The sequence below is a fragment of the Polaromonas sp. P4_F9 genome, assembly GCF_056401235.1.
This window is the reverse complement of the sequence record NZ_JBFUJT010000039.1, coordinates 1-20,308: the sequence shown is the minus strand read 5'-3', so window position 1 is coordinate 20,308 and position 20,308 is coordinate 1. Positions and strand designations below refer to the sequence as shown.

At 60.5% G+C, this 20,308-nt stretch carries 25 protein-coding genes; 11 read left to right on the top strand and 14 right to left on the bottom strand.

Features of this window, described 5'->3' with window-relative positions; all coding sequences use genetic code 11:
• Nucleotides 1-46 precede the first annotated feature (46 nt).
• A complete protein-coding gene (locus AC1DUB_RS24480; RefSeq protein ID WP_477731753.1) occupies nucleotides 47-1,021 on the bottom strand; it encodes a cysteine synthase A in 975 nt (324 codons plus the stop codon).
• Nucleotides 1,022-1,131: 110 nt separating this feature from the next.
• On the opposite strand from AC1DUB_RS24480, the gene AC1DUB_RS24475 reads away from it, so the two are divergent.
• Nucleotides 1,132-2,037, top strand: a complete 906-nt coding sequence (locus AC1DUB_RS24475; RefSeq protein WP_477731784.1) for a DUF72 domain-containing protein — start codon at nucleotides 1,132-1,134, stop codon at nucleotides 2,035-2,037.
• 86 nt (nucleotides 2,038-2,123) lie between these two features.
• Here AC1DUB_RS24475 and AC1DUB_RS24470 read toward each other — a convergent pair whose 3' ends face one another.
• Both AC1DUB_RS24470 and AC1DUB_RS24465 read right to left on the bottom strand, forming a co-directional pair.
• Nucleotides 2,124-3,155: a PA2778 family cysteine peptidase gene (locus AC1DUB_RS24470; protein ID WP_477731752.1), complete on the bottom strand. Its 1,032-nt coding sequence runs from the start codon at nucleotides 3,153-3,155 to the stop codon at nucleotides 2,124-2,126.
• 45 nt (nucleotides 3,156-3,200) lie between these two features.
• A complete protein-coding gene (locus AC1DUB_RS24465; protein ID WP_477731751.1) occupies nucleotides 3,201-3,548 on the bottom strand; it encodes a PA2779 family protein in 348 nt (115 codons plus the stop codon).
• Between the two features lie 312 nt (nucleotides 3,549-3,860).
• On the opposite strand from AC1DUB_RS24465, the gene AC1DUB_RS24460 reads away from it, so the two are divergent.
• Nucleotides 3,861-4,223, top strand: coding sequence for a DUF1428 domain-containing protein (locus tag AC1DUB_RS24460; RefSeq protein WP_477731750.1), 363 nt, complete (start codon nucleotides 3,861-3,863; stop codon nucleotides 4,221-4,223).
• 94 nt (nucleotides 4,224-4,317) lie between these two features.
• On the opposite strand, the gene AC1DUB_RS24455 is transcribed toward AC1DUB_RS24460, so the two are convergent.
• On the bottom strand, nucleotides 4,318-4,536 hold the full coding sequence (locus AC1DUB_RS24455) for a hypothetical protein (protein WP_477731749.1): 219 nt from the start codon (nucleotides 4,534-4,536) through the stop codon (nucleotides 4,318-4,320).
• A gap of 260 nt (nucleotides 4,537-4,796) precedes the next feature.
• Between AC1DUB_RS24455 and AC1DUB_RS24450 the strand changes: the two genes are divergently transcribed.
• Together AC1DUB_RS24450 and AC1DUB_RS24445 are read left to right on the top strand one after the other, a co-directional pair.
• Nucleotides 4,797-5,258: an SRPBCC family protein gene (locus AC1DUB_RS24450; RefSeq protein ID WP_477731748.1), complete on the top strand. Its 462-nt coding sequence runs from the start codon at nucleotides 4,797-4,799 to the stop codon at nucleotides 5,256-5,258.
• Nucleotides 5,242-5,607: an ArsR/SmtB family transcription factor gene (locus AC1DUB_RS24445; RefSeq protein ID WP_477731747.1), complete on the top strand. Its 366-nt coding sequence runs from the start codon at nucleotides 5,242-5,244 to the stop codon at nucleotides 5,605-5,607. The genes AC1DUB_RS24450 and AC1DUB_RS24445 overlap by 17 nt, the downstream gene beginning before the upstream one ends.
• 64 nt (nucleotides 5,608-5,671) lie before the next feature.
• Here the strand turns inward: AC1DUB_RS24445 and AC1DUB_RS24440 are convergent, their stop codons facing one another.
• On the bottom strand, nucleotides 5,672-6,016 hold the full coding sequence (locus tag AC1DUB_RS24440; RefSeq protein WP_477731746.1) for a HepT-like ribonuclease domain-containing protein: 345 nt from the start codon (nucleotides 6,014-6,016) through the stop codon (nucleotides 5,672-5,674).
• A complete protein-coding gene (locus AC1DUB_RS24435; RefSeq protein WP_332776468.1) occupies nucleotides 6,006-6,314 on the bottom strand; it encodes a nucleotidyltransferase family protein in 309 nt (102 codons plus the stop codon). The genes AC1DUB_RS24440 and AC1DUB_RS24435 overlap by 11 nt, the downstream gene beginning before the upstream one ends.
• Nucleotides 6,315-6,577: 263 nt before the next feature.
• Between AC1DUB_RS24435 and AC1DUB_RS24430 the strand changes: the two genes are divergently transcribed.
• Nucleotides 6,578-7,441 carry a restriction endonuclease gene (locus AC1DUB_RS24430; RefSeq protein WP_477731783.1) on the top strand — a complete coding sequence of 288 codons (864 nt, stop codon included), beginning with the start codon at nucleotides 6,578-6,580 and terminating at the stop codon, nucleotides 7,439-7,441.
• A 190-nt stretch (nucleotides 7,442-7,631) separates the two neighbouring features.
• Entirely contained in the window at nucleotides 7,632-8,537 is a 906-nt protein-coding gene (locus AC1DUB_RS24425; protein WP_477731745.1) for a restriction endonuclease, read from the top strand.
• A gap of 112 nt (nucleotides 8,538-8,649) precedes the next feature.
• Here AC1DUB_RS24425 and AC1DUB_RS24420 read toward each other — a convergent pair whose 3' ends face one another.
• Both AC1DUB_RS24420 and AC1DUB_RS24415 read right to left on the bottom strand, forming a co-directional pair.
• Complete coding sequence (locus tag AC1DUB_RS24420) at nucleotides 8,650-9,402, bottom strand: endonuclease/exonuclease/phosphatase family protein (RefSeq protein ID WP_477731744.1); 753 nt, start codon at nucleotides 9,400-9,402, stop codon at nucleotides 8,650-8,652.
• A gap of 28 nt (nucleotides 9,403-9,430) precedes the next feature.
• Complete coding sequence (locus AC1DUB_RS24415; protein WP_477731743.1) at nucleotides 9,431-11,269, bottom strand: glutamine--tRNA ligase/YqeY domain fusion protein; 1,839 nt, start codon at nucleotides 11,267-11,269, stop codon at nucleotides 9,431-9,433.
• A 133-nt stretch (nucleotides 11,270-11,402) separates the two neighbouring features.
• Here AC1DUB_RS24415 and AC1DUB_RS24410 point away from each other — a divergent pair, with 133 nt between their 5' ends.
• Nucleotides 11,403-11,819 carry a hypothetical protein gene (locus tag AC1DUB_RS24410; RefSeq protein ID WP_477731742.1) on the top strand — a complete coding sequence of 139 codons (417 nt, stop codon included), beginning with the start codon at nucleotides 11,403-11,405 and terminating at the stop codon, nucleotides 11,817-11,819.
• A 94-nt stretch (nucleotides 11,820-11,913) separates the two neighbouring features.
• Here AC1DUB_RS24410 and AC1DUB_RS24405 read toward each other — a convergent pair.
• The 3 genes from AC1DUB_RS24405 to AC1DUB_RS24395 form a co-directional block, all read right to left on the bottom strand.
• Nucleotides 11,914-13,187 (bottom strand): IS3 family transposase gene (locus tag AC1DUB_RS24405; RefSeq protein WP_477731741.1). Its coding sequence is split into 2 segments (ribosomal slippage): nucleotides 11,914-12,822 and nucleotides 12,825-13,187, totalling 1,272 coding nucleotides; the frame shifts between segments, so codons are not numbered across the junction.
• Nucleotides 13,188-13,305: 118 nt separating this feature from the next.
• A complete protein-coding gene (locus AC1DUB_RS24400) occupies nucleotides 13,306-13,746 on the bottom strand; it encodes a DoxX family protein (protein WP_477731740.1) in 441 nt (146 codons plus the stop codon).
• Nucleotides 13,747-13,874: 128 nt separating this feature from the next.
• Nucleotides 13,875-14,759 (bottom strand): Bug family tripartite tricarboxylate transporter substrate binding protein, encoded by an 885-nt coding sequence (locus AC1DUB_RS24395; RefSeq protein WP_477731739.1) that lies wholly within the window; start codon nucleotides 14,757-14,759, stop codon nucleotides 13,875-13,877.
• 246 nt (nucleotides 14,760-15,005) lie between these two features.
• Between AC1DUB_RS24395 and AC1DUB_RS24390 the strand changes: the two genes are divergently transcribed.
• On the top strand, nucleotides 15,006-15,992 hold the full coding sequence (locus AC1DUB_RS24390; RefSeq protein ID WP_477731738.1) for a LysR family transcriptional regulator: 987 nt from the start codon (nucleotides 15,006-15,008) through the stop codon (nucleotides 15,990-15,992).
• An 11-nt stretch (nucleotides 15,993-16,003) separates the two neighbouring features.
• Here AC1DUB_RS24390 and AC1DUB_RS24385 read toward each other — a convergent pair whose 3' ends face one another.
• Both AC1DUB_RS24385 and AC1DUB_RS24380 read right to left on the bottom strand, forming a co-directional pair.
• Nucleotides 16,004-16,594, bottom strand: a complete 591-nt coding sequence (locus tag AC1DUB_RS24385; RefSeq protein WP_477731737.1) for a DUF3455 domain-containing protein — start codon at nucleotides 16,592-16,594, stop codon at nucleotides 16,004-16,006.
• A gap of 153 nt (nucleotides 16,595-16,747) precedes the next feature.
• Nucleotides 16,748-17,416, bottom strand: a complete 669-nt coding sequence (locus AC1DUB_RS24380; RefSeq protein ID WP_477731736.1) for a DUF924 family protein — start codon at nucleotides 17,414-17,416, stop codon at nucleotides 16,748-16,750.
• Between the two features lie 93 nt (nucleotides 17,417-17,509).
• On the opposite strand from AC1DUB_RS24380, the gene AC1DUB_RS24375 reads away from it, so the two are divergent.
• The 3 genes from AC1DUB_RS24375 to AC1DUB_RS24365 all read left to right on the top strand — a co-directional run bounded on the left by AC1DUB_RS24375 (nucleotide 17,510) and on the right by AC1DUB_RS24365 (nucleotide 19,860).
• Nucleotides 17,510-18,343: an undecaprenyl-diphosphate phosphatase gene (locus AC1DUB_RS24375; protein WP_477731735.1), complete on the top strand. Its 834-nt coding sequence runs from the start codon at nucleotides 17,510-17,512 to the stop codon at nucleotides 18,341-18,343.
• A gap of 255 nt (nucleotides 18,344-18,598) precedes the next feature.
• Nucleotides 18,599-19,126 carry a 2,4'-dihydroxyacetophenone dioxygenase family protein gene (locus AC1DUB_RS24370; RefSeq protein ID WP_477720881.1) on the top strand — a complete coding sequence of 176 codons (528 nt, stop codon included), beginning with the start codon at nucleotides 18,599-18,601 and terminating at the stop codon, nucleotides 19,124-19,126.
• 2 nt (nucleotides 19,127-19,128) lie between these two features.
• Nucleotides 19,129-19,860 carry an SDR family NAD(P)-dependent oxidoreductase gene (locus AC1DUB_RS24365; protein ID WP_477731734.1) on the top strand — a complete coding sequence of 244 codons (732 nt, stop codon included), beginning with the start codon at nucleotides 19,129-19,131 and terminating at the stop codon, nucleotides 19,858-19,860.
• Between the two features lie 47 nt (nucleotides 19,861-19,907).
• On the opposite strand, the gene AC1DUB_RS24360 is transcribed toward AC1DUB_RS24365, so the two are convergent.
• A partial coding sequence (locus tag AC1DUB_RS24360; protein ID WP_477731733.1) for a transposase occupies nucleotides 19,908-20,308 on the bottom strand: 401 nt, incomplete at its 5' end.

The following is a 20,308-nucleotide window of genomic DNA, read 5'->3' as shown; positions in this document are numbered from 1 at the left end:
AAAGCGAGGAGAGTCGGGAGTTGGAATCTGCACCTGACTCTTTCAATCACTGCGGCGCCAATCCCTTTTCCGTCAGCCAGGCGCGGTTGAACAGCCGGCTTGAATACAGCCCACCGCGGTCGCACAGCAGGGTGACGATGGTGTGGCCCGGCCCCATCTGGCGGGCCAGCCACGCGGCGGCCGCCACGTTGATGCCGGTGGAGCCGCCCACGAACAGGCCTTCTTCGCGCAGCAGGCGGTAGACCATGGTGACGCAGTCCTGGTCATTGATTCGCACGGCGTCGTCGATGGACGTGCCCTCCAGGTTCGCGGTCACGCGGCTGGAGCCTATGCCTTCGGTGATGGAGTTGCCCTCCGCCGTGAGCTGGCCGGTCTTCACAAAGTTGTACAGGGCGCTGCCATAGGGGTCGGCCAGCACGCTGCGCACAGCAGGGTTCTGTTCCTTGAGAAAGCGCGCCACGCCGGCGAGCGTGCCGCCCGTGCCGGTGGAGCAGGTAAAGGCGTCCACCTTGCCGGCCGTGTCGCGCCAGATCTCCGGGCCGGTGGTTTCATAGTGGGCCTGGCGGTTGACGAGGTTGTCGAACTGGTTGGCCCAGATCGCGTTGTCCATTTCCTGCGCCAGGCGGGAGGCGATCTTCTGGTAGTTGTTGGGGTCCTTGTACGGCACGGCGGGCACCGGCCGCACCTCGGCGCCCAGCACGCGCAGCAGGTCCATCTTTTCCTGCGACTGCGTCTCGGGGATGACGATCACGCAGCGGTAGCCGCGCGCCGCGCAGATATGGGCGAGCCCGATGCCGGTATTGCCGGCGGTGCCCTCTACCACCGTGCCGCCGGGCCTCAGCGTGCCGCGCCGCTCGGCATCCTGGATGATGTAGAGCGCCGCGCGGTCCTTGACCGAGCCGCCCGGGTTCAGGAACTCGGCCTTGCCGAGGATCTCGCAGCCGGTCTCGGCGCTGAGCCTTGCCAGCCGGATCAGTGGTGTGTTGCCTATGCTGCCGATGAAGCCTTCACGCACGTCCATGATTGGACCTCCACGTCCCAGTGCTTGGCGCACCGGATATCTCTTCTTTGAAGGATACTCCCAATGAAAACATTGTGGGAGCCGAGCGCCATCCCACCATCCTGATTCCCATGACCATCCTGGTTGGCACTGCCTCCTGGACCGACAAAAGCCTGATCGGTTGCGCACGCTTTTATCCCAAGGAAGCGCGCAGCGCCGAGGCGCGGCTGCACTATTACGCGAGCCAGTTTCCCCTGGTCGAGGTGGATTCGAGCTATTACGCCATGCCCAGCGCAAGCACCGCGCAGCTGTGGGCCGAGCGCACGCCGGCAGGCTTCGTGTTCAACGTCAAGGCGTTCAGGCTGTTCACCGGGCACCAGACCTCGCCGACCGTGCTGCACAAGGACTTGCAGGCCGCCATCGCTGCCAGCGCCACCTTGAGCCGCAAGAAGCTGCTCTATTACCGCGACATGCCCGCCGAGATTCGCGATGAGCTGTGGCGTCGCTTCATCGAGGCGCTGGCGCCGCTGAACGCCGCGGGCAAGCTGCGCGCCGTGCACTTCCAGTTTGCGCCGTGGATTGTGCGCAACCGCGAAGGGCATGAGCATGTGGCGCGCTGCGTGCAGACCATGGCCGGGCACACGCTGGCGGTGGAGTTTCGCAACCGCACCTGGTTCGAAGGAGAGCATGCCGCCGCCACGCTCGCGTTCGAGCGGGATCTGAACGTGGTCCATGTGGTGGTCGACGGGCCGCAGGGCTTTGCCAACAGCGTGCCGGCGGTATGGGAGGTGGCCAATCCCGCGCTGGCCATCCTGCGGCTGCACGGACGCAACCAGGAGACCTGGAACCAGAAAGGGCTTACGGCGTCGTCCGAGCGTTTCAACTACGACTACCCGGACGAGGAACTCGCGGCGCTGGTGCCTCGCATCCGCGAGCTGGCCAAGCGGGTCGGCGCGATGCACGTGGTGTTCAACAACAACTTCGAGGATCAGGGGCAGAGGAACGCGAGGACGTTGATGCGGCTGTTGGCGGCTTAAGGGCTTCCAGTAGATGGCACCAGCTGGCACCAGTGTTGAATCGGAATCCAACCCCAATTCCTGAACCCTATTCCCCTATTCCCCTGTTACTTCGAATCCGACCCCGCTCGCGCACCTTGAGGCTGCTGGGCAGCCAGGCGTTGCAAGATGAGCCGGTGGGTTTCACGCACCTCGGCCGCAAATGGCCCCTGTGCCTGCAGAGCCTGGTCGATCTGCGCAAGTGCCTCCTGTTGGCGGCCCTGGTCGGACAGGTTCTGGGCCAGGTTGTTCAAAACCACGGTCGACTGTCGGTGGCGCGTCGAGGCCTCGCGCAGCACCGCTTCGGCCTCTTTGAGCGCGCCTGCGGCATGGTACTGGTTGGCCAGGCCTATGCTGGCAGCCAGGTTGTCTGGCCAGCGCTTGAGGGTCGCGGCGTAGGCCAGGGTAGCGGCCTTTCTGTCGCCCGTTCTTTCCATCGCCATCACGGCCGCCAGCCATCGGGTTTCGGTCGCCGTCGCGGGAATGCGGTCGGGCGGCACGGTCACCATGGCCCAGTAGCCGCTTTTCATCCAGGTGCGCTCGAACAGCGTGAAGGGCAGGGCCTGACTCCTGCGCATGCCCGAGCGCAGATGCAGTTCGCCGGCGGGGTAGTCAAAGCCCGCCACCACCGCGTAATGCCACTGGGTCATGACAAGGCCGATGTCCTGCAAGACCAGCACCGGATTGCCAGCCGCCACCTCGCGTAACAGGTCGTCGTAGCGAGGCTCGAGCAGGTAGGGCACCTGGCCGTAGCGCCGCGGCGTGGCCAGCATCTCGGCTTGCAGGCTGCCCAGGCGCGCGGGCAGGTAAACCTGCTCGACCAGCGCCTCGGGCGTGATCGTCACGCCCGCGTGATTGAGCAAGGTCGCCAGCGCGGCAGGGCCGCACTGGTACTCCTCTTGCGGAAAAAAGGGAACGCCGGCCAGTTCAACCTGCCGGGCCACGCCCACAGGCCAGCCCGTGCGCAGCGCCATGGTCTGCGGCACCATTTGCGCGCAGCCGGCGAGGGCGAGCAACAGGCAGGCAATACCCGCAATACCCGCGCGTCGGCATGTGCACAAGCCCATCATCAAAGCGCTCAAAGTGCGGAGATCAGGCATGCACCACTCCGCGGACTCTGCGGACTCCGCGGCTTTCGCGGCGCTCTATTTGCGGAACGCGAAGTACCAGACGAGGCCGGCGATCAGCGCCACCAGCAGCACGCCCGCGGCGGTGCTCATGCCACCGGCCGGGGCCGTGTCAACATTGGCCGCCAGAGCCCGCACTTCTTCGTCCGTCATGGCCGCGACGCGCTCGCGTGCCATCGTTGGGTCAATGCCTTGGGCCTGAAGTTGGGCTGCCGTGTCGGCGCGGCTGAGTACGCTCAGCACCGCGGCGCGGTCAGGCGGTGCGTTGGCAGCGACCTGATCAGCCCCGATCATCCCTGCCTGTGCTGTCTGGAAAGACAGTGTGATTAGCGCAACGATCAATGAGCGGCATATCAGACGTTTCATGATTGGTATCATCTGGACCTCCTTCAAAGCTCGGCCTGAACAACGCCCGGCAGGAATTGCCCGACGTCGTTCCAATATACGCCCGTGGCGGATTTTTGTATGCTGCGTGCGTGCGCGAACCGTGTGGCATTCACACTTGGCAACAAAAAAAAGTTGAGCCGCGCTCTCGCAACGCTGGGCCGTGAGCCGCACCCCAGACTTGCTGGATCCGGCGTTGCGTCAAACAAGCGCGCAGCTTGACGGGCACCTTGATAAAGCCGGACACTCTCCTGCAGCCCGATTCCTTCACCCCGACGCCCAAGGAGCACACGCATGGCCCACTATGTCGATGGATTCATTGTCCCGGTTCCGAAGAAAAACCTCGACGCCTACCGCCGCATGGCGCGCAAGGCCGGAAAGATCTGGAAGGAATTCGGCGCTCTTGATTACATTGAATGCGTTGCTGACGACGTGAAGCCGGGCAAGCACACTTCGTTCCCGCAAGCCGTCAAGCTCAAGCCCGACGAGACCGTGGTGTTCTCCTGGATAGTCTACAAGTCGCGCAGGCAGCGCGACAGCGTCAATGCCAAGGTGATGAAAGACCCGCGCCTGGCGCCGATGATGGACCCCAAGGCCATGCCCTTCGACGGCAAGCGCATGTTCTGGGGCGGCTTCAAGACCATCGTCGAGCTCTGAGCTTTTGGACCGCACGAGCCTCGCGTCGCGAGAAGCTGATGGCGAACGAGGGCATCGTCCAGACCTGGTGGGTGGCTAATTGGGACGCCGGCGCTTATTCCGGTATCCAGATGATCTTGCCTTCCTGCATGTAGTCATCAAACTGCTCCCGCGGAATGGCCGTCACGGCGGCCACGCCGTCGCCGGCGTCCCAGCTCAGAGTGGCGCTGTCGGGCTCCAGCGCGACTTCCACGCGCACGCGGGGGATTTCAATGGGCACACCGTCACCCGGTGTGTAGGTCACGTCACCGGTAATCATGGCGAACTGGGGCATGGCAATCTCCTGCATGGTTGAACGGACGTGGACGGCATGCTTTAAGCCGAGGCCCTCATTTGCCACGCAGCACTAACTGCCCTGTGTAGGCAAAAAACGACTTTGTGCAGCGTCCAGCGCGGTAAGCGTTGATGATGCATGGAACACGAAGTCTCTGCAATCCGGTTGCAATTTGTTTCCTCAGCCCCCTAAATAATGCAACCATGGAGTTGCATTATTTGATTTGCCTATGCACAATAAATGCAACCAGGAGATTGCATATGACTTCATCAACCGACCGTATTGAACGCAGCGTCCTCATCAACGCCGCGCCTTCCAAAGTCTGGACGGCGCTCACCACCGCCGAAGAATTTGGCAACTGGTTCGGCGTGGCACTCAAGGGCAAAAAATTTACCGCCGGCCAGCAGGTGCAGGGCCACATCACCATTCCCGGCTACGAGCATGTGGTGTTCGACGTGCAGATCGAGCGCATCGAGCCGGAAAAACTGTTCTCCTACCGCTGGCACCCCTATGCGGTGGACCCGGCCATCGACTATTCGAAAGAGCCGACCACGCTGGTGGTGTTTACGCTCACGGAAGCGGGCGCCGGCACGCTGCTCAGCGTGGTCGAATCGGGCTTTGACAACATCCCGCTGGCTCGCCGCGAAGAAGCCTTCCGCATGAACGACGGCGGCTGGGAAGGGCAGATGAGCAATATCCAGAAATATGTCACCCCGCAGTAAGGCACCCAGTAAGGCGCCCGAAACACCGTCACCGCAACCCGGCCCCGCGGGCGTGTTCGCCGCGCTGGGCGATGAAACCCGTTTGCGCCTGGTGGCCGTGCTGTGCGTGGGTGGTGCCGTGTCGATTGCACAACTGACCTCCACCACCGACATCACCCGCCAGGCCGTGACCAAGCACTTGCATGTGCTGGCCGATGCGGGCCTGGTGCATCACGTGAAGGTGGGGCGGGAACGCTTGTGGCAGTTTGACCCGAAGCAACTGGATGAGGCGCGTCGCTCATTGGAGTTGATTGCGCAGCAGTGGGATTTGGCGCTGGGTAGGTTGAAGATGGCGGCGGAGAGAGGCTAAGCCGTAGTAGCCGTGCTACACGGCGCTCACCGTACGTAAAAAGCTATTAAAAGCGTAGCAAAAACTATTCTAATTCGTCCAGGAGAGATTGCACCGCGCCAAGCAAAGGCGGCAATGCGCTTTGCGCCACATTCCAAACCGTGCTGACATTCACGGTGGCGTAGCCGTGGATGAGCTGATTGCGAAACGCCACGATCTGCGGCAGGTCTGGAATGCGGGCTGCCAGCGCGGTGTCCAGCTTGGCAAGCTGGTTGAGCGCCTCGCCAATGATTTCAAATTTGCGCTCTACGGCCGCCTGGGCCATCTCGTTGGCTGCGTAGGCGGCAACGTCCATGTCCGCAGTAAAAGCCTGAATCGCCAAAGCGGACTCGCGCACATCCCACAGAAAGGCGCGTGGGTCACGCTGCATAGACGGCTTCGCGGTTGCGGTTGATGCTGGCCAATACGTAGGGGTTGCGCACCGCACCGGGCTCCACCAAATCCACGCCACGGCCCAGCAACTTCTCCAGTTCGGCCTTGGCCCCGAAGAATGCCTCCAGGCCCGGCTGCGCATCGGGCGCGAATTCCACCAGGAAATCAGCATCGCTGCTGGCGGGGTTGAAGTCGTCCGCCCGTGCAGCCGAGCCAAACACTTCCAGCCGGCGGATGCGGTAGCGCTGGCAGATGGCGGAAATGCCTGAACGGTGTTGGGCGATGGCGGGATGCATGGATTGAAGTTTAACGGGGTAAGGCGTTATTGTGTCAAATTGGACTTTGATGCCGGCGACCTCAAAAGTGAAGTAAATGCGCCGCCGCATTTGCCGACTGCCCCTTCACCTCATCCAGCGTCTGGCCTTGTGGGGTCATCCACTCGACCAAGTCGTTAGCCGAGCTGCCCATGAGTGGCATGGCCGTTATGCTGGGGCTGGCGAGCAGAATTTGAATTTCATTGGAATCTGATACCAACTACTCTAAAAAAGGGAGGAAGAAAATGGCGCGTAGAAAGAAGACAAGCCCGTTGGAGGACTGGCTGGATTTGATTGCAATGTTGCCGTGGTGGGCTGGTGTGGCGCTCGCCCTAGTCAGCTATGTTTTTTTGCATCAGCTGGCCAAACCCACACCATTGCAGGGCCTCCAGCCAGGTCAGATGGCCGGCGTAGTCGTCGGGTCTGTCATCACAGGTCTGGCATTTGCGGGGCAGTTCATCGTCCCAATCATCTGCCTCTTCGGCGCGCTGGGTTCTTATTTGGCGCGTCGCCGTCGGCAATCTTTGGTCAGCAATGTCTCGCAAAGCAAATCCGCCGATGCGCTTGATGGCATGTCATGGCGTGAATTTGAAATGCTGGTGGGCGAGGCGTTCCGCCTGCAGGGCTACCGCGTCGTCGAGACGGGTGGATCGGGGCCTGATGGCGGAATTGATCTGGTGCTCAGTAAGGGAACGGAAAAGTTTCTCGTTCAATGCAAGCAGTGGAAGGCATTCAAGGTCAGCGTGACGGTGGTGCGCGAGCTTTACGGCGTGATGGCAGCAAAGGGGGCCGCTGGCGGCTTCGTCGTCACCTCTGGCCGCTTCACTGAAGATGCAACGGCATTCGCCACGGGCCGAAACATCACATTAATAGACGGCCCGCGTCTGCATGGCTTGCTTGCGCAAGCCAAGGCGGCACGCCGTACCATCAATGAACCGTCGGGGCGAGCTTTTGATGCACCGGTGCCGTTGTCCAGCGACTTACCGGCGTGTCCTGCCTGCGGTGCCGCCATGAAAAAGCGGGTTGCGAAGCGCGGGAGTAATGCTGGCGGGGAGTTTTGGGGCTGTATTCAATATCCGGCGTGTAAGGGCACCCGGAATGTTGGTTGAACTCCTTATCCTCACTATCCGATCTCCGTTAATTCGAGTCTGACCCCGATTACCGATTGATTGGAATGTGCCCCTGATTTCCCCGATTTCCGAAAACTGATCATGTCCCGCCCTCGTTTATGCTTGCCTGCATCCCACTTGTTAAACAATCCTGCGAACACCCATTTGTGGGCTCACACAGAAACCAGTTATGGCTATTCCAGATTTCCAAACACTGATGCTTCCCGTCCTCAAGGCCTCGACTGCTGGTGAGGTGAAAATTTCCGACGTGGTGACGCTGCTGGGCAAGCAACTGGCGCTGTCAGAAGAAGAGCTTTCTGACCTGCTCCCCTCGGGCAAGCAAACCACGTTTGCTAACCGCGTCAACTGGGCCAAGAGCTATCTTGGCAAAGCGGGATTGATTACGCTCACTAAACGAGGGCATTTCGAGATCAGCACACGCGGCAAGACCGTATTGGCGTCCCCTCCGCCCATCATCAACATCAAGTTTCTTGAGTCCTTCCCTGAGTTCAAAGAGTTCAGGGGAGCCAATGGCCAGCCGTCCGCCACACCCCAACCCGAAACCGTCAATCTGAAAGACTTGACGCCCGACGAAGTCATTCGTTCTGCATATGGTGAACTGCACGATTCGCTGAGTTCGGAATTGCTGTCGAAAATCCTCGCTGCACCGCCCGAATTTTTTGAGCGACTGGTGGTGCAGCTGCTGATCGCAATGGGCTACGGCGGCTCTGCCATTGAAGCGGGCAAGGCTTTAGGCAAGAGCGGAGATGGCGGCGTGGACGGCGTGATCGACCAGGACGCTTTGGGCCTGGACCGCATCTACGTGCAGGCCAAGCGTTACACCGACAGCAAAGTGTCATCCGGTGAAATACGTGATTTTTTCGGTTCTCTTGACCGCTTCAAGGCCAGCAAAGGTCTCTTCGTCACCACGTCTTCTTTTTCGCCAGCAGCCAAAGAAACAGCTGATCTACTCAGCAAGCGCATTGTGTTGATCRATGGCCATCAACTCACTCGGCTGATGATCCGGTTTGGTATTGGATGCCGGGTGGAAGAGACCATTCACATCAAGAAGATTGATGAGGAATTTTTTGAGTAAGCAGGTCTTTTCGGATTAATTGGAATCCGCCCCCAATTTCCCAATTTCCCAATTTCCCAATTTCCCAATTTCCCAATTTCCCATTTTGCCGTTCTCCAGGTCTCTGTTTCGGCTATGGATTGAGTTCCACCGTCAGTGGCATGTGGTCGCTAATGTGGAGCCACTTATCTACGCAACCCACGTCAATCTGGCAATGCGGGAGTAAATCTGCGGAAGCAAAAACATAATCGACGTGGTAAGCCTTGCTGGTGTTGCGGTGTAGGAAAAAAGTGGGGCTGGTTTCTCCGCCTTGCGTTTCACTGCGTGATGAGTGGTATACGCTGTGAATGCCGATTTCTTGGAGTTCTGCCACTACGTCAGAGTGATTCCACCAACGATCAGGCTTGTCCCAAATGGCATTGCTATTGAAATCGCCAACCACAAACGTTTTGTGATTCGAAAGTTCCGCTTTGTGAATTTGAAGGTACTTCCAAAGTTGTCCGATGTAGCCAAATGCTTTGGCATCGCTGCCCTTTGTCCAAACGCTCAGTATTGAATACTGGTTATTTAGTGTGAACGGTAGAAAAAGCTCCAGCTCATCGGATTGCCAGCGCGTTGCAGAGGTTTTTAAACCAAGGCCCGGAATTTCAAAGGTGCCATGCCATCCAGCTTCAGTGACCTTGTGGTGTTTGCGGGGAAAGATCCCAATACCTTTGTTCTTGGACAGGCCTTTCCAAAGGTATTCACCAGCCCAGTCTCTAAAAGCCGGGGTGGATTCGGCGGGGTTCTCGCACTCCTGAATTACCAGTACGTCTGCGTCTAGAGATTCCAATTCAGAGATCTTTTTGCGCAAGGCTCCATTGCAATTCCAGGTGACGATTTTCATTTTTTGGGTGGTACTGGAGTGCTTTCAGTTACTTCCCCCAACTATCCTTCAACCCCACAGCCAAGTTAAACACCGGCTTGCCCGCCGCATGATCCACCCGGTCCGCCGCAAAGTAGCCATGCCGTTCAAACTGAAACTTGTCGTCGGCCTTGGCCGCCACCAGTGATGGCTCCACCACGGCTTGCAGCACCTTCAGGCTGTCCGGATTCAGCTCTTCCATAAAGTCCTTCTCGCCCGTGCCGGGATGGGCCTCCTTGAAGAGGCGGTCATAGAGGCGCACTTCCGCCTGCACCGCATCATTCACGCCGACCCAGGTGATCACGCCCTTGACCTTGATGGCATCCGAGCCGGGGGTGCCGCTCTTGGTGTCGGGGATCAGCGTGGCTTGTACTTCGGTGACCTGGCCGCTGGCGTCGCGGGTAGCTCCGGTGCATTCGATGACGTGGCCGTATTTGAGGCGCACCTTGTTGCCTGGGAATAAACGGAAGAAGCCTTTGGGTGGCGTTTCTTCAAAGTCGGTGCGTTCAATCCACACCTCTTTGCCAATCTTGAAGCTGCGCTTGCCCAGCTCGGGGTGGTGCGGGTGCACGGGGGCGCTGCAGTCGTCGAGCTTGCCTGCGCCCATGACCGTGTCCCAATTGGTCAGCACCAGCTTGACGGGGTCGAGCACGGCCATGGCGCGGGGGGCGGTGGGGTCCAGCGTGTCGCGCAGGGCGCCTTCCAGCGTGCTGTAGTCAATCCAGCTGTCGCTTTTCGTCACACCGATGCGTTCGGCAAAGAGCTGAATCGCTTCGGGGGTGTAGCCGCGGCGGCGCAGGCCGACTATTGTTGGCATGCGGGGGTCGTCCCAGCCGTTTACTTTGTGGTCGTACACCAGTTGCGCCAGTTTGCGTTTGCTGGTCAGCACGTAGGTGAGGTTGAGGCGGGCAAATTCGTACTGGTGCGGGTGCGGGGTGGCAACCAGGCCGCCTTCGCACAGGCGGTCGAGCAGCCAGTCGTAAAACGGGCGCTGGTCTTCAAACTCGAGTGTGCACAGGCTGTGGGTGATCTGCTCCAGTGCGTCCTCGATCGGGTGCGCAAAGGTGTACATGGGGTAAATGCACCATTTGTCGCCGGTGTTGTGGTGCGTGGCGCGGCGAATGCGGTAGATGGCCGGGTCGCGCATATTGATGTTGGGGCTGGCCATGTCGATCTTGGCGCGCAGGACCATGGAGCCGTCTTCATGCAGGCCGTCGCGCATTTCGCGAAAGCGGGCCAGGTTTTGCTCGGGGGTGCGGCTGCGAAAGGGGCTGTCGGTGCCGGGGTGGGAAAAGTCGCCGCGATTGATGCGTATTTGTTCCACGGTCTGCTCGTCCACGTAGGCGTGGCCGGCTTCGATCAGGTACTCGGCCGCGCGGTACATGAAGTCGAAGTAGTCGCTGGCCTGGTAGAGGTTGGACTCATTGCCTGTCGGGCCATTGTTGTCCCAGCCAAAGCCCAGCCATTTCACCGCGTCAATGATGCTGTTGACGTATTCGGTGTCTTCTTTTTCGGGGTTGGTGTCGTCAAAGCGCAGGTGGCACACGCCGCCGTAGTCGCGCGCCAGGCCAAAGTTCAGGCAAATGCTCTTGGCGTGGCCGATGTGCAGGTAGCCGTTGGGCTCGGGCGGAAAGCGCAGGCGCACTTTGGCCGGGTCGGGCTGGCCGGTGGCGTGGTGGGCGGCATCGCCGGGGCCGCCGCCCCAGCGGCGGGTGGCATACGTGCCTTCGGCCAGGTCTTTTTCGATGATCTGGCGCAAAAWGTTGCTGGGCTTATGGGCTTCTTTGTCGGCGGGGGCTGCGGCAGCAGTGCCCTTGGGGCCAGCTTTGGAGGGGGCGGGGGAGGTCATGCGTTGATTTTAGGCGGTTGGGCGAAGCGTTACGTTTGGCTACGCTCTTAACTGTGCGTGCGGTAAGCCGTTACCCGTATCCCGCGTTTAATAAACACATGGGCATTCCATGCCTATTTAAGGAGAAATGACAATGAAGACAGCCATCAAGACAAACCGCTCCGTAGCTCTGGCCGGCGCCGCTGCCGCCCTGGCCGTGGCCGCCTTGGGATTTGCCGGGGCTGCCCAGGCCCGGGACGACGTGTATTGGTCGGTGGGCGTTGGCTCACCCGGCGTGTCGGTGAACGTGGGCAACGCCTACCCGGTGTACACCCAGCCGGCACCCGTGTATGTGCAGCCTGCACCGGTTTATTACCAGCCGGCGCCGGTGTATGTACGGCCCGCACCGGTGTTTGTGCAACCCCGCCCTTACTACTATGGCCCGCCGCAAGTGGTTTACGTCCAGCCCGGCCATCGCGGCTGGCATAAAAAGCACGGCCATGACCGCGACGACGATGGCTACCGGGGTGGTTACCGCCAGGGTTATGCCCCGGTTTACTACCAGCGTTGATATCTATCGCTGATAGCCGTGTTGATCCGGTCTGAATCGGAACCGAATTAGAGCCCGGATCAAGACTGTGACCCGTCCTGCCATAGGTTGACACCTATGAAACACAAGTAGCTGAGCCGTGAAGGCCAGCCAGAGACGCCCGGTGAACCTCACCGGGCGTTTTCAATTGTAGGGATAGGTGTGGTCTTTCCTGGTTGTAGATATGCACGGACTGCTGAACCATTTTTCTGGCCTGACCGAGGTCGGCCGGTCTTTGAAGCAGGAACTCCATCTTCAGAATCCCGTTGACGCGCTCGGCCAGCGCATTCTGGTAGCAGTCGTAGCCATCGGTCATCGAACACGCAATGCCGTAGCGCGCGTGAATCGCCTGATACTCGCTCGAGCAGTACTGGATGCCGCGGTCCGAGTGATGCACCAGCGCCTGCCTGGTCTGCCTGCCCTTGAGCGCCGTCTTCAAGGCCTGGCTGACCTGCTCTGTCCGCAGGCTGTCATGCACGTGGTGCCCGACGATCTTGCGCGACCAGGCATCCGTGACCAGGCTGAGGTAGACGAACCCCTTGTCGGTCGGCAGGTAGGTGATGTCGGCCACCCAGACCTGCTCGCCAGCGCTCGGGCGAACTTGCCGGGGCCCCGCCTTGAGCAGGTTCGGGTGCCGGTGAAACCGGTGGCAGCTGTTGGTCGTCTTGTGATACGCCCTGCTGGGCGCCACCAGCAGGCGGGCCTGGCGCAGCACGTCAAACAGCGCATCACGCCCCAGGCTGGCCTGCGCTTGTCCCAGGGGCTGGCTGAGCATGTGGTGCAGCTTGCGCGTACCTATCCTCGGCTGGCGCAGCCGCACCGAGCGCACGAGCTCGATCACGGTGTCCGCACGCTCACAGCGGTGCCGGTGATGCTGCAACTGCTGGTAGTAGGCCTGGCGGCTGACGCCCCAGTGGCGGCAAGCCCTCGCGACGCTCAGCTGCGGGAGGAGCTTTTGCGCGAGGACTTGCCCAAAGGCTTTTTTACGACACGCACGCCGTAGTCCTTCTTCAGGACATCGAGCACGGTTTCGAACAGTTGGGCCTTCTCGCGCGCCTCGCGAAGCTGCACTTCGAGCGCTTTGATCTTCTGCTCGGGCGTGAGCGGCACGTCTGATGCGGATCGGGGTGATTTGGGGGATATCAACATGGTCGGCCTTGATGATGCCGCATCTCCCCACGCCTGGCGTCCGTGTTTGCGCAGCCACACCAGTACCGTCGAGCGGCCCTGGATACCGTAGCAGAGCTGGGCCTGTTTGTACGTGAGATCGCCTTTTTCTACCTGCTCGACCACCGACAGCTTAAAAGCCAGCGTGTAATCGCCCTGCTTGCGTTTGATGCCTGACTCCATTGACTTGCCTTTTCCTGGATAGAAAAGTGTCAACCTTATTCAGGATGGGTCACTGAATCAAAAAATGCCTGCTTCGTGCAGGCTTTTTTATGGGTGCAGCCGAAGTCGGTGCAGGCATTCATGCCTTTGTCGGCTTGCGTCCATCAAAGCTCCACGACCCGGCGCCCGCAGCGCCAACGCAGAGCAGACCACCCATGATGGCGACGTTCTTCAGAAAGTGATTCAGCTGGTTCTGGTAGGCAGGGGCTTCCGCAGCCCAGAAGGCATGAAAGATCACGGCTGCCAGGCCTGTGAATACCAGCAGGGCCCATGCCGCATACCGGACACGCCAGCCCGCAATCAGGGCAAGGCCACCGGCCACCTCCAGCGCAATGGTGGCCATGAGCAGCATTTCGGCGGCAGGCAGGCCTTTGGATGTCATAAAAGCAGCAATACCGGCGAACCGCCCGATTTTGGCGAAACCGGAGATGAGGAACAGGGCGCCAAGCAGGGTACGGCCCAGCATGAGGCTGAGTGCGGGGTTGAGCGCAGGGTTGAGTGCAGAGTTGTTGTGTGTCATTGATGTCTCCATTGCGTTTTGTGAATAGGGTGAATAGGGTGAGGGTGAGGGTGAGGGTGAGGGTGAGGGTGAGGGTGAGGGTGAGGGTGAGGGTGAGGGTGAGGGTGAGGGTGAGGGTGGTGGGCCGTCTACTGTTCCAGGGTGATGCCGCGCTCGCGGATCAGCTGGTGCCACTTTTTCGTTTCGGCGAGGGTGTACACCGACATCAAGGCTGCGTCACTGGGCACGGATTCCCAGGCGGCCTCCTCGAGTTTCTTGCGGACGCCTGGGTTATTGACGGCCGCCTGCATTTCCAGCGAAAGCTTTTGCCGAATGTCGTTTGGCGTGCTGGCGGGAACCACCATGCCCTGCCATGCATAGGCTTCAACATCCTTGTAGCCCAACTCGATCATGGTGGGTACGTCGGGCAGCTGCGAAACACGTTTTGCTGAAAAAGCCACCAGCGGCACCAGCTTGCCGGCCTTGATGGCGCTCATGCCGGTCGACGTGTCCACAATCATCAGGGGTATCTGGCCGCCCATGACGTCCTGCATGGCGGGCGCAGCCCCGCGGTATGGAACGTGCACCGCGAAAGCCGCTGTTCGCGTTTTGAAGAGTTCCATGGCCAGGTGGTGAGGGCTGCCGTTTCCTGGTGAACCATAGTTCAGCTTGCCGGGATTTTTCTTGAGCACGTCCATCAGCTCCCGGGCATTTCGGATCCCGGCATTGGGTGCGGCAACAATCAGCAGCGGTGTCCGCGCCATCAGGCCGAGGGGCGCGAAGTCACGCTCGGGATCGTATGGCAGGCGCTTGTAGAGCGCCGGGTTGTAGATCAGCACACCGTTATCGGCGGTGAAGAGGGTGTAGCCATCGCCCGGCGATCTGGCTGTAGCTTCGGCTCCAATGATGGCGCCGGCGCCGGCCCGGTTATCGATGATCACCGGTTGGCCCAGTTGCACAGACATCTGGGCCGCCACGGTGCGCGCCAGGAAGTCCGAGCCGCCCCCGGCGGGATAACCCACGATCCATTTCACGGGCTTGCTGGGGAAGCTCTGGGTCGGGGCTTAGGCCTGGGCGCTGAAGGACACCGCGATGGCGGTTAGCAGCATGGCGAGGCGGCTCCCGAAATTGAGATAAGGCATGGTTGTCTCCTGCAGGGTGTTTGAAATATTGAGCGAGATTGAGCGAGGCGTTTCGTACGCGATGCGAGTAGAAGACAATCTGGCTTATTATTCAATCAACTTTTTCATATCAACTTATTACGTAATCCGATTAATTCGATGAATGTGACCTTGCGTCAATTACGTGCTTTTGTGGCTGTCGCGAAGTCCGCGAGCTTTACCGAGGCGGCTGCCACGCTTCACATTACCCAGTCAGCGCTGAGCGGGTTGATCAAGGAGCTGGAGCACGTGCTGGGCGTGCAGGTGGTTTACCGCAGCACGCGCAAAGTGCAGCTGTCTGAGGTCGGCAGCGAGTTCTTGCCTTTGGCCACACGTATCCTGCAGGACCTTGACGAGGCGTACCACGCGATCCATGACCTGAAGGCCTTGAAGAGCGGTGTTGTCCGGGTCGCTGCTCCGCAGCTGATGGCCTGTACGCTGATGCCCGACGCCATTGCGGCATTCAACAGGAAATACCCGGCGGTGCAGATTCGCCTTTCGGATTGCGCGGTGGAGGCGGTGCAGTCCAAAGTGCACAGTGGCGAAGTCGATTTCGCCATTGGGCCGGAACGGGAGGTGTCACCTGAAATCGCAACGCACAGCTTGTTTGAAATACCGTTTGTCGCGGTATTTCCGCCGGATCATCCGCTGGGTAAATTGAAGCGCGTGACCTGGACAGATATTTCCCGATATCCGCTGATTTCCCTGCAGGGGGACTACACGCAGAGGCTAAGCGCGGATCTGCAGGCCGCATCCGGCAACCTGACGCTGAGTCCCGGCATGGAAGTCACCTTCATGACCACGGCGCTCAGCATGGTGAGTGCCGGACTGGGGGTGACGACCTGCCTGCCGTATGCCACGTCGCTACTCAATCTTTACGGGCTGCAAACCCGTTTGCTGCAGGCGCCCACGCTCAGACGGAAGTTTTACCTGCTGACCAAGAAAGATCGCCCGCTGTCACCGGCGGCCCAGGGATTTTCAGACTTTTTGTTGGCGTACGTGATGCAGCAGAAGTGGAGCACAGACCGGAGTGTGCAAGCCGAAACAAAGGCCGCTACAAAGGCTGCTACTCCTGGGGCGCGCTCACCCCATCCTCAACCGAAGTGAGTCGTCATTGTTCAAGCTGCTTTCCAGAAAATGTAGTCGGCCTGGTCGGGCAGCGTCAGCTTGTCGCCCAGGTCGGCTTGCGTGCAGGCCTTGCTCAGGTCCTGTCCGCCTTTGGTTTTGATGCGCTGGATGTAGGTCACGTTCTGCAGCACGCCGGCGGCGGAGCCGGGCGAGCCTTTGGACAACTGCTGCGGGAGGTTGGTGGCACCCCGGCGCGGTGCAATGGCTACCTGCTCGCCAACGACGCTGGAGCCGTCGATGTGCGTCCAGGTGGCGGGTGGGCCGGCGTATTTCGCGACCTGCTTGCCGGTGCGGTCTAGCAGGTCGGCCTGCGGGCTCACCAGCACCCAGCCAATGGTGCCGGCTGTGGTGGCGTTGGCCTTGCATTCGTAGTTGAGCAGGCCGGTCGCGGTGGTCTCAAGCGCGACGACGTTGCCGGGCGGCACCTGGATTTGATCGTCCAGCCGCTCCTGCGTGTATTCCTTCGGAGGCGGCTTGACGCCGGCGCAGGCCGCCAGCAGCACGGCGGTGCCGGTGACCATGGCCGCGGTGACCGCAGCAGTTTTGCTATACGCCCACAGGGTGTTGTGTGTGCTTTTCATGGGGGTCCTCAGGTTGTTTACCTGTTGCCAAGTACAACTTGAAACCATGTAAGAAACTGTAGGACGCTGCGCTAAGCCATTGCGGGATGTAGGCGCTTACAACAAGCGCTTATAACAAGCGTTTATAAAAAACCCCAGAAGTCCCAGAAGCCGCTATTGCCCGAAGCGCGGGCCCTTGCGCAGGAAGTCTTCTTCCTCGGGTGTGTTGACGCGCTCCAAGGCCGCGTTGCGGTAGGGAAAGCGGCCAAAGCGGGCAATGATGGCCCGGTGGCGGCGGGCATAGTCGAGGTGGCCTTGCATGCGTTGCTTCAGCCTGCCGGGCGCCTGCTCCACCAGTCGCGAAAAGCGGGCGATGCATTCATCCTGCAGGGCCAGGTCTTCTGCGTGCATGAGCGGCATGTAGGTGAACACACGCGCCACCCAGGGCAGTTGCTGGTCGGCCTGATGGGCCAGCGTATCCAGCACCAGTTGCTGGGCGCGTGCATCGCCCGCAAAGGCCTGGGCGCTTGCGCGAAACATGTTGCGAGTGAACTGATCGAGCAGGATCACCAGGGCCAGCCGGTGCAAGGGCTGCTGCTCCCAATCCTGCAGCCCGCCGCCTATCGCCTGCACGACCCGCGCGCCAAAGCGCGTCCTGATTTCCTCATCCAGCGCGGCGCCGCCGCCAAACCAGCGTTTGCCGAGGTCCTGCGTGGGCCAGCCGCCTGCCGTGCCGCCTTCCAGGCCGTCGGCCAGCCAGAATTCAAGCACGCTGGCGGGCGTGGCCTGGTCGACATTTTGTGGTGGCGAGTTACGCGATGTTGCGGATGTGGGCTCGGTCATGACTGTTCAGCTTAACCGCAATGGGCCTCAGGAAAGCTTAAGCTGCCCCTCAGGCTGGCGGGCGATAATCAAGCCCAAATTTCAGGAGTCTGAGTGGACATTGCACTGTTGATCAAAGCCGCCATCATGGGGGTCGTTGAAGGTTTAACCGAGTTTCTTCCCATTTCGTCCACTGGACACCTCATCCTTGCGGGTGCACTGCTAGGTTTTGACGACGACAAGGCCAAGGTGTTTGACATCGCCATACAGACCGGCGCCATCTTTGCCGTCATTTTGGTGTACTGGCAAAAAATCCGCGACACGCTGGTGGCGCTTCCGAGTGAAAAGCAGGCGCAGCAATTTGCGCTGAACGTGCTGGTGGCTTTTGTGCCGGCCGTGGTGTTGGGCCTGCTGTTTGGCAAGGCCATCCAGGCACATCTGTTCACGCCAGTGGTGGTGGCCAGCACCTTTGTCATTGGCGGCTTCATCATCCTGTGGGCGGAAAAGCGCCAGGAGCGCAACCCGGCCGTCGCGCGCATTCATGAAGTCGAGGCCATGACGGTGATGGATGCGCTCAAGGTCGGGCTGGTGCAGTGCCTGGCCATGATTCCGGGCACCAGCCGCAGCGGCGCCACCATCATTGGCGGCATGTTGCTGGGGCTGTCGCGCAAGGCCGCGACCGACTTTTCTTTTTACCTCGCCATTCCCACGCTGATTGGCGCGGGCGTCTACAGCCTGTACAAGGAGCGCGCGCTGCTGTCCGTGGCTGATGTGCCCTTGTTCATGGTGGGGCTGGTGTTTTCTTTTGTCAGCGCGTGGCTGTGCATACGCTGGCTGTTGCGCTACATCTCCAGCCACAGCTTTGTGCCTTTTGCCTGGTACCGCATTGCCTTTGGTGTGGTGGTGCTGGCCACCGCGTGGAGCGGTGTGGTGACCTGGACCCCCTGAGCATTCCACACCGTTCCCCTCGTTTTTTTGACGGGCCCGCCAGCAATGGCAGGGCCCGTTTTTCTTTGGGGCGGGGATTGAGGCCGGGATTTCGGTTGGGGTTGAGTTGGGGAGCTCGCGCCGCGTGCAACTGCCGTGTTTGCCCCTGTTCGTTTTGAAATTAAGGGTAAACCCTTGAATTAAGGCTGCAGGTCGCCGGTAGAATGACCACTATGTAGACATTATGTCCACAATATGGATATTTAGGAGACTTGCATGCCCGTTGATACGACCGACCCCTCCCCCCTGATGCCCTATCAATTCCCGAACCCGGCGGCCGCCTTGCCGGAGATCGTGGTCCAGCACGCCATTCCGACCGATGAGCGGCTGTGGGTTCCGCAAGCTGAAAACGTGTGGTTCCGCCCGCTGTGCCTGAATGCCAGCCAGGGCTACTGGATGAACCTGTTGCGTGTGCGCAAGTCCGGCGTGCTCAGCCGCCACCGCCATCCGCAGGCCGTGCATGGCTTTGTGCTCAAGGGCCGCTGGCGTTACCTGGAACATGACTGGGAGGCCACCGAAGGCAGCTATGTTTTTGAGCCGCCGGGCGAGACCCATACGCTCTACGTGCCGGAAGACGTGGAAGAAATGATCACCTACTTCCAGGTCAACGGCGTCATGTACTACACCGACCCGTACGGCAAGGGTATGGGCTACGAAGACGTGTTCACCAAGATCGAGATGTGCAACAAGCACTTCGAGAGCGTGGGCCTCGGCGCCGACTACACCAAACAGTTCATCCGCTGACCATGGCTTACGCAACAGCGCAGTACGACTTTGCGGGCAGCGTGGCGGTGGTCACGGGCGGGGCCAGCGGCATTGGCGCCGAAGTGGCGCGGCAACTGCATGCCAGTGGTGCCACGGTGGTCAGCTGGGACTTGTCTGCGCCGGATGACGCCGGCACAGCCCTGCGCGTCGATGTGACCGACCGGCAGGGCGTGGAGCGCGCCGCGCTGCAAACCAGCGCGCGCTGGGGCCGTATCGACTTCCTGGTCAACAGCGCCGGTTTTGCCGGCCCCACGGTGCCGCTGGACGCCTACGACCCGGATGCATGGACGCGCATTGTCGAGGTCAACCTGGTGGGCGTGTTCAACGTGTGCCGCGCGGTGGTGCCGCACATGCGTAAAGCCGGGCAGGGCCGCATCGTCAACATCGCCTCGCTGGCCGGCAAGGAGGGCACGCCCAATGCCTCCGCCTACAGCGCGGCCAAGGCGGGTGTGCTGGCGCTCACCAAATCGCTGGGCAAGGAACTGGCGACCACCGGCATTCTGGTCAACGCCATCGCACCAGCCGCGGTGCGCACGCCCATCCTGGCGCAGATGGCGCCCGAGCATGTGCAGACCATGATCAACAAAAGCCCGATGCAACGCCTGGGCGAAACGCCCGAAGTTGCCGAGATGGTGGCCTGGCTGTGCTCGGGCTCCTGCACCTTCAATACCGGGGCGGTTTTTGACCTCTCCGGCGGGCGCGCCACCTACTGAGTCGATACGTTTTTCAACCACAACAGCAACCATCTTGAATGAATAAATTAAACGACCTTTGCGATCTCGTTGCTCCAAGGCGACTTGCAGCGTGCGATGGCGTTCAGGATAACCAGCAGCTTGTGCATGCAGGCCACCAAGGCGACCTTCTTGGGCTTGCCGGCGGCCAGGAGCTTGGCATAAAAGGCTTTGAGTACTGGATTGAATCGGGTACCCACCAGGGCGGCGACATAGAGCACGCGACGCACATCGCTTCGCCCGCCGAAGATGTGACGCTGGCCGCGCAGCGTGCCCGAGTCCCGGTTCATCGGCGCCAGACCCACCAACGAAGTGATCTGCTTGCGGTTGAGCTTTCCCAGCTCGGGCAATTGCGCCAGCAAGGTGCTGGCCGTGGTGGGCCCGACGCCCTTGACCGAGGTGAGGAGTTTGGCCAGGTCCGCGTGATGGG

What these genes read in the sequence shown, in the direction of transcription:
- AC1DUB_RS24480 (WP_477731753.1), bottom strand. Translation starts at nt 1,021, where the DNA reads ATGGACGTGCGTGAAGGCTTCATCGGCAGCATAGGCAACACACCACTG.
- AC1DUB_RS24475 (WP_477731784.1), top strand. Translation starts at nt 1,132, where the DNA reads ATGACCATCCTGGTTGGCACTGCCTCCTGGACCGACAAAAGCCTGATC.
- AC1DUB_RS24470 (WP_477731752.1), bottom strand. Translation starts at nt 3,155, where the DNA reads ATGCCTGATCTCCGCACTTTGAGCGCTTTGATGATGGGCTTGTGCACA.
- AC1DUB_RS24465 (WP_477731751.1), bottom strand. Translation starts at nt 3,548, where the DNA reads ATGAAACGTCTGATATGCCGCTCATTGATCGTTGCGCTAATCACACTG.
- AC1DUB_RS24460 (WP_477731750.1), top strand. Translation starts at nt 3,861, where the DNA reads ATGGCCCACTATGTCGATGGATTCATTGTCCCGGTTCCGAAGAAAAAC.
- AC1DUB_RS24455 (WP_477731749.1), bottom strand. Translation starts at nt 4,536, where the DNA reads ATGCCCCAGTTCGCCATGATTACCGGTGACGTGACCTACACACCGGGT.
- AC1DUB_RS24450 (WP_477731748.1), top strand. Translation starts at nt 4,797, where the DNA reads ATGACTTCATCAACCGACCGTATTGAACGCAGCGTCCTCATCAACGCC.
- AC1DUB_RS24445 (WP_477731747.1), top strand. Translation starts at nt 5,242, where the DNA reads ATGTCACCCCGCAGTAAGGCACCCAGTAAGGCGCCCGAAACACCGTCA.
- AC1DUB_RS24440 (WP_477731746.1), bottom strand. Translation starts at nt 6,016, where the DNA reads ATGCAGCGTGACCCACGCGCCTTTCTGTGGGATGTGCGCGAGTCCGCT.
- AC1DUB_RS24435 (WP_332776468.1), bottom strand. Translation starts at nt 6,314, where the DNA reads ATGCATCCCGCCATCGCCCAACACCGTTCAGGCATTTCCGCCATCTGC.
- AC1DUB_RS24430 (WP_477731783.1), top strand. Translation starts at nt 6,578, where the DNA reads ATGGCGCGTAGAAAGAAGACAAGCCCGTTGGAGGACTGGCTGGATTTG.
- AC1DUB_RS24420 (WP_477731744.1), bottom strand. Translation starts at nt 9,402, where the DNA reads ATGAAAATCGTCACCTGGAATTGCAATGGAGCCTTGCGCAAAAAGATC.
- AC1DUB_RS24410 (WP_477731742.1), top strand. Translation starts at nt 11,403, where the DNA reads ATGAAGACAGCCATCAAGACAAACCGCTCCGTAGCTCTGGCCGGCGCC.
- AC1DUB_RS24400 (WP_477731740.1), bottom strand. Translation starts at nt 13,746, where the DNA reads ATGACACACAACAACTCTGCACTCAACCCTGCGCTCAACCCCGCACTC.
- AC1DUB_RS24390 (WP_477731738.1), top strand. Translation starts at nt 15,006, where the DNA reads ATGAATGTGACCTTGCGTCAATTACGTGCTTTTGTGGCTGTCGCGAAG.
- AC1DUB_RS24385 (WP_477731737.1), bottom strand. Translation starts at nt 16,594, where the DNA reads ATGAAAAGCACACACAACACCCTGTGGGCGTATAGCAAAACTGCTGCG.
- AC1DUB_RS24380 (WP_477731736.1), bottom strand. Translation starts at nt 17,416, where the DNA reads ATGACCGAGCCCACATCCGCAACATCGCGTAACTCGCCACCACAAAAT.
- AC1DUB_RS24370 (WP_477720881.1), top strand. Translation starts at nt 18,599, where the DNA reads ATGCCCGTTGATACGACCGACCCCTCCCCCCTGATGCCCTATCAATTC.
- AC1DUB_RS24365 (WP_477731734.1), top strand. Translation starts at nt 19,129, where the DNA reads ATGGCTTACGCAACAGCGCAGTACGACTTTGCGGGCAGCGTGGCGGTG.